Origin of the sequence: Gemmatimonas aurantiaca (assembly GCF_037190085.1) — a bacterium.
GTDB lineage: Bacteria > Gemmatimonadota > Gemmatimonadetes > Gemmatimonadales > Gemmatimonadaceae > Gemmatimonas > Gemmatimonas aurantiaca_A.
This window is the reverse complement of record NZ_JBBCJO010000002.1, coordinates 521,989-528,289: the sequence shown is the minus strand read 5'-3', so window position 1 is coordinate 528,289 and position 6,301 is coordinate 521,989. Positions and strand designations below refer to the sequence as shown.

Genomic DNA, 6,301 nt, shown 5'->3' with positions numbered 1-6,301 from the left:
TAACCGGCTTTGCCGGGGATTCCGCGGATGGGGCGGAAACCACACGGTTCAACTGCGGGGGGTGTTCCCGTATTTATCGGTGTTGTTTCCGCCCCATCCGCACAATCCGCGGCAAAGCCGTTGCTGTTGATGAACTGGACTGTCGATAGGATCGCCCGCGACGTTCACCCCCCTCTGGCCGCCTCCCGCAGTTCCCGCCAGGCGAGTTCCACATGCTCACGATCGGTACGGATGTTGCCGATCGCCAGACGCAGCGTATAACGGCCGTCGAGTTTCGTGTGCGACAGATACACATGACCGCGCGCGTTCACCCGTTCCATGATGGCGGCGTTCAGGGCGGCGATGGTCTCTTCGCTCGCGCCCTCGGGGGCATACCGGAAGCAGACCAGTGACAACGTGACGGGCGCCGTGAGTTCCCAACCGCCTTCGAAGTGCACCATGCCGGCAAACTCACGGGCGAGTTCACAATGATGCCGGATACGCTCGGCCAGTCCTTCCGCCCCGTAGGCGCGCATCACCATCCACAACTTGAGGGCGCGGAAACGGCGGCCGAGCTGGATGCCGTAGTCCATCAGATTGGTGGTCGTGTCGGGCGTGCGGGTCACGAGATACTCGGGCAGCAGCGCGAACGCACGGCGCAGCGTGTCCGGATCGCGCGTGAACAGCACCGAGCAGTCCATCGGCGTGAACAGCCACTTGTGCGGATTGACCACCAGCGAGTCCGCACCATCGACGCCGTCGAGCAGGTAGCGCAACTCGGGCACGATGGCGGCCACCCCGCCGTACGCGGCGTCCACATGCACCCAGCAATCGTACTGCCGCGCGATCTGCACGAGGGCGGGCACCGGATCGACGCTGGTGATGCTCGTCGTGCCGACACAGGGGACGACGGCGATGGGCTTGTACCCCGCGGCCACATCGGCGGCGATCGCGGCCTGGAGCGCGTCGGGGCGCATGCGGAAGTGTTCGTCCACCGCGATCTTCACGCAGTTCTCATGACCGAGTCCGAGCGCCATGACCGCCTTGTCGATGGACGAGTGCGCGTGCTCGCTGCAATAGACCCGCAGGCGTGGCATATCCGTGCGCCCGGCGAGACCTCTGGTGCGCACATCGAGACCGGCACGTTCGCGTGCGGCTGCGAGCGCGTAGAACGTGCTCACGCTGGCCGTGTCGGTGATCTGGCCCGACCAGCCGCTGCCCAGTCCCATCAGTTGGCGCAGCCAGTCGAGTGCGAGTTCTTCGAGTTCGGTGATCGCGGGGCTGGTGACCCACAACATGCCGTTGGCATTGAGTGCGGCCGTCAGCAGTTCACCGAGGATGCCCGGATAGGAGCCCGAGTTGGCGAAGTAGGCGAAGAACCCCGGGTGATTCCAGTGGGTGATCCCGGGCAGGATGGTGGCATGGAAGTCCCGGAGCATCGCGTCCAGCGGCTCACCGTGGAGTGGCGGTGAGGCGGGCAGGGCGTTGCGCACATCGCCGGGCCGCACCCGGCTGCGCACCGGATGCGCCGATGGGTTTTCGAGGTACTCGGCGATCCAGTCCACCACGGCGTGCGCCGCCCGGCGGAAATCCGCGGCGGGCAAGTCGCCAGTCGGCAGATCGCCAGTCGGCAGATCGCCAAGCGGGAGATCGCCGGCTGGTCGGTCGGCAGTGGGCGAAGCCACCGCGGCGTGAGGTTGCCGCGGGGCAGGGGTGGAGGCGCTGGATGCATCGGTCATGTCACGGAAGCTCATCATCCGGCGCACTTCCGGCCAGTTGCAGGGGAATCGCAGTTGCGGTCGCCGGGCGGGCTTCGTAGCGTCAGGTATGACTGGTTCTTCCCGGCGCGACTTCCTGCGCGACTCGGCGGTGATCGGTGCCGCCTCCCTGCTGGCCCCCGCCACGATGGTGGCGTCCACGACTTCCGACGGTGCCCCTGATGTACCTGGTGCCACGGCGGCAACCACAGGGCTGACCCCGCACCCGGGACCGCTGCACGAGGTGGCGCAGGACGAGGCCTACTGGAAGAAGGTGGCCGATCAGTATCGCGTCACGAATGCCGTCACCAATCTCGAAGCCGGCTACTGGGGACTCATGTCGCAGCCCGTGCTCGCGAAGTATCACGAGCACATCGACCGCATGAATCGCGAGAACTCGTATTTTGCCCGGCGCGAGTTTCCGGCCCTGTGGCGTTCGGCGCGGGAGCGGGTGGCGCAGTTCGTGGGTGCGAAGCCCTCGGAGATCGCGCTGTCACGTGGCGCCACGGAGGCGTTGCAGGCGCTGATCAGCCAGTACAACAAGGTGGGCGCGGGCGACACGGTGATGTACGCCGATCTCGATTACAACGCGATGCAGTGGGCGATGAACGGCCTCGCGAAGAGTGTGGGCGCGAAAGTGGCGACACTCGACATCCCGGAGCCGGCCACGCATGCGAACATCCTCGAGGCCTACACGCGCGCGCTCGACGCCAATCCGCGTACCAAACTGCTGCTGCTCACGCACTGCAACAACAAGACCGGCCTGCTGCTGCCCGTGAAGGACGTGGCCACACTGGCCCGCAGCCGTGGTGTGGACGTGGTGGTCGATGCCGCGCACTCGTTTGGACAGATCCCCCTGTCCATGGACGCGCTGGGCGCCGACTTCGTGGGCATCAATCTCCACAAGTGGATCGGCGCCCCGGTGGGAGCCGGCGCGATGTACATCCGTGAAGGCCGTCTCGATGCCATCGATCTGGCGCATGCCGACGAGAGCGCGCCGCCCACGCGCATCGACAGCCGTCTGCACACCGGCACGGTGAATTTCGCCACGATGATGACCATTCCCGATGCCATCGATTTTCAGCAATCCATCGGCATTCCGCAGAAGGGTGCGCGTCTGCGCTTCCTGCGTGATCGCTGGGTGAAGGCGGTGCGCGATGTGCCGGGTGTGGATGTGCTCACGCCCGACGATGCCGATCTGGCGGGCGCCATCACCTCGTTCCGTCTGCATGGACGGGGCACGTCCCAGGCCAACGCCGCCATCGCGCGCACGTTGCTGGAGGAGTTCGGGCTGTTCACCTTCCAGCGCAACGGCATCGCCAAAGGCGACTGCGTGCGCGTGACACCCACCCTCTACAACACACCGGCCGACGCCGATAAGCTGGCGTCGGCCATCAAGACCATCGCGGCGCGGGGATGACGCTCAGGGTGTCTTCGGAATCCCGCCGCTGACGAGAAATTCGAGCGCGACGTTGGCCATCGCGCGTGTGCCCACGGGCAGCGCGGCGTCATCGCCCTGAAACAGCGGCGAGTGGTTGCCGGCTACGTTGAACAGATCCACGTTCGGCGGGGTCACGGCGAGATTGAAGAAGAAGCCCGGTGCCTTGTCGGCGAATCGCGAAAAGTCCTCGCCGGCCATGCTCGGGCTCTTCGATTCGAAGGCGCCCTTGCTGCCCGCCACCCGCTTGAGGGCGGGCGAGAACCGGCTGACCATCGCCGCGTTGTTGAGCGTGCTGCTGTACCCCAGCTCGACGTGCACGTCCGCCGTGGCGCCATGCGCCTCGGCGATCTTGGTGGCGATCGTCTTCATGCGCTCACCGATCACCTGACGCGACTTCGGGTCGAAGGTGCGGATGGTGCCGATCATCCACACCGAATCGGGAATGATGTTCTCGCGCAGCCCGCCGTGAATGGCGCCGATGGTCACTACGGCCGGCCCGGCCGTGAGATCGAGGGAACGCGAGACGATGGTCTGCAACGCCGAGACGATCTCGGCGCTGGTCACGATCGGATCCACCGAATTGGCGGGCATCGCCCCATGCGCCTGCTTGCCCTTCACGATGATCTTCCAGCTGTCGGCGGCGGCCGTGATGGAGCCCGCGCGATACGAGAGCGTGCCACTCGGGCCGGGGCCCACGTGCAGACCGAACACCCCGTCCACGCCGTTCATCGCGCCGGCATCGATCATGGGCTGGGCGCCTCCGAGAGGCGGCACTTCCTCGGCCGGCTGGAAGAGGAACTTCACCGTGCCCGGAATGCGGCTCTTCATGCCGGCAAGCACTTCGGCGGTGCCCATCAGCATCGCCGTGTGCATGTCATGACCACAGGCGTGCATCACGCCGGTTTCCACGCCGTTGTACACCGTGCGCACGGTGCTCTTGAACGGCACATCCACCAGCTCCGCCACCGGCAGTGCATCCATGTCGGCACGCAAAGCCACCGTCGGGCCGGGCTTTGCGCCCTTGAGGGTACCGATCACCCCGGGAATGCCGCCGACATTCTCCTGTACTTCGAGACCGAGCGCGCGCAGATGCGCCGCCACGAGTGCGGCGGTGCGCTTTTCCTGATATCCGAGCTCGGGGTGCTGATGGATGTCATGACGCCAGGCCGTGATCTTGTCGGCGATGGCCGCCGTGCGCCGATCGATCTCCGCCGCCAGCGCGGGATCGAACGGCGCGGCCTGCGCGGCGAGTGGCCGCGCAGAGGCGATCGCGGCCAGCGTGGACGCCGCCGCGAATGTCAGTAACGAGGAGAGGCGCATGGAGAAGCGCGTAGAAAGACGCATGACGATCCCGCTCAGTTGTCGCCGCGCGGCTTGGTTTCCTGCGGGCGCACGGTGGGATACTCGATGCCGAGCTGTTCGAGATACGTTTTGAACTTGGTCGGATCGTAGTAGAACTTCCTCTGCTGTTCCCGGAAGCGCGCCATGATGTCGGCGTTGAGATAGGTGGGCGGCTGATCGAACGGCCGGATGAAGGGCTGGTACTTCACGTCCTTCGTCTGGACGTTGTTGAAATAGTCCCACGCGTCCGACACCACCTTCGGCGTCATGAAGATGTCGAGCATGGTGAGCGCCTGCACCTTCGCGCCCGCGAGCGCGCCCTTGTGCGCGATGGGCGTGGCCATGGAGATGGCGTTGGCCCAGTTGTGTCCCGGGAGGCCCGGAATATTGGACGGATACCGCAGCGTGATCGTGGGCATGTTCCACGCCACGTCGCCGATGTCGTCGGAGCCGCCGCCGGTCCAGTTCACTGGCGTGGGTGCTCCGCGCAACTGCGTGTTCACCTGCTCCGACAGACCGAAGTCGGGTGAGCCGAGCTCTCGCTGCAATCCCTTGGCGAGCGTCTGGTCCTTGTCGTCCCACTTGGGCATGCCGACCCGGACCACGTTCTGATGCATGGCTTCGGCGATGGGCTTGCTGAAATGCGCCGACCAGCCGCTGCCGAGGATGTTCACAGTGTCGAGCTTGGTATCGGTCATCATCGCGGCGCCGGCGGCGATGCGCTTGCCGATCTCGAAGAGCTCCATCGTGCGCGGGTAGTCCTGCTCGCGGAAATAGAACCAGATGCTCGCGGTGCTGGGCACCACATTCGGCTGATCGCCACCATCGCGGATGACGTAATGCGAGCGTTGCTGCAACCGCAGGTGTTCCCGGCGGAACTCCCAGCCCTGCGCCATGAGCATCACCGCATCGAGGGCGCTCCTGCCGCGCCACGGTGCACCGGCGGCATGGGCGCTTTCTCCCCGGAACTTGAACTCGGCCGAGATGAGCGCGCTGGAACCACTCGCACCCCAGGAGACGCCGAGATCGTTGCCCACGTGCGTGAACAGGGTGACGTCGGTGTTCTTGAAGAGCCCCGCGCGCACCAGGAACGCTTTGCCCGCCATCTGCTCTTCGGCGACACCGGGCCACAGCAGGATGGTGCCATTGATCTTGTCGCGCTGCATGAGCTGCTTCACGACGATCGACGCCACGATGTTGACGGCCTGACCGGAGTTGTGACCTTCACCGTGGCCGGGACCGCCCTGGATCATGGGGTCCTTGTAACCCACGCCGGGCTTGCTGCTGGCCTGCGGAATGCCGTCCACATCGGAGCCCAGGGAGATCTCCGGTTTACCGGTGCCGTAGCTCCACTTGGCCGTCCACGAACTGGGAATGCCGGCAACGCCCTTCTCGACGGTGAAGCCTTCCTTCTGCAGCAGCGTGGTGAGGTACTTCTGGGTCTCGAATTCCTGGAAGCCGAGCTCCTGGAACGAGAAGAGCATGTCCACGATCTCCTGCACCTGCTTCGACCGGGCCTCCACCATCTGCAGCGCCTCGGCCTTGAGCTTTTCGAGGCGCGGGTCGGCGGAGGCCACGGTGGCCGCCGGGGGGGAGGCGGTCGAACCGGCTTGCTGTGCACCGGCCGGGGCGGAGATCAGAGGCACGGACGCCAATGCGAGGGCATTGAGCATCATGGTGGCGCTGCTCCGGCGGGTCGAACGGAACAGAGGCGGGAGGAAAGGCACGCGAAGTCTCCTGAAACGTGAGGCAACCAGGGTCGAACTGACCGAAGTTACGTTTC

4 protein-coding genes are annotated in these 6,301 nt (G+C 65.6%); 1 reads left to right on the top strand and 3 read right to left on the bottom strand.

Annotation, left to right across the window (positions count from 1 at the left end):
* Positions 1-164: 164 nt before the first annotated feature.
* Positions 165-1,718: a pyridoxal-dependent decarboxylase gene (locus tag WG208_RS03885; protein ID WP_337170010.1), complete on the bottom strand. Its 1,554-nt coding sequence runs from the start codon at positions 1,716-1,718 to the stop codon at positions 165-167.
* 88 nt (positions 1,719-1,806) lie between these two features.
* On the opposite strand from WG208_RS03885, the gene WG208_RS03880 reads away from it, so the two are divergent.
* Positions 1,807-3,156: an aminotransferase class V-fold PLP-dependent enzyme gene (locus tag WG208_RS03880; RefSeq protein ID WP_337170009.1), complete on the top strand. Its 1,350-nt coding sequence runs from the start codon at positions 1,807-1,809 to the stop codon at positions 3,154-3,156.
* Between the two features lie 3 nt (positions 3,157-3,159).
* Here the strand turns inward: WG208_RS03880 and WG208_RS03875 are convergent, their stop codons facing one another.
* Both WG208_RS03875 and WG208_RS03870 read right to left on the bottom strand, forming a co-directional pair.
* Positions 3,160-4,521: an amidohydrolase gene (locus WG208_RS03875; RefSeq protein WP_337170008.1), complete on the bottom strand. Its 1,362-nt coding sequence runs from the start codon at positions 4,519-4,521 to the stop codon at positions 3,160-3,162.
* An 11-nt stretch (positions 4,522-4,532) separates the two neighbouring features.
* Positions 4,533-6,194 carry a peptidase dimerization domain-containing protein gene (locus tag WG208_RS03870; RefSeq protein WP_345786959.1) on the bottom strand — a complete coding sequence of 554 codons (1,662 nt, stop codon included), beginning with the start codon at positions 6,192-6,194 and terminating at the stop codon, positions 4,533-4,535.
* Positions 6,195-6,301 lie beyond the last annotated feature (107 nt).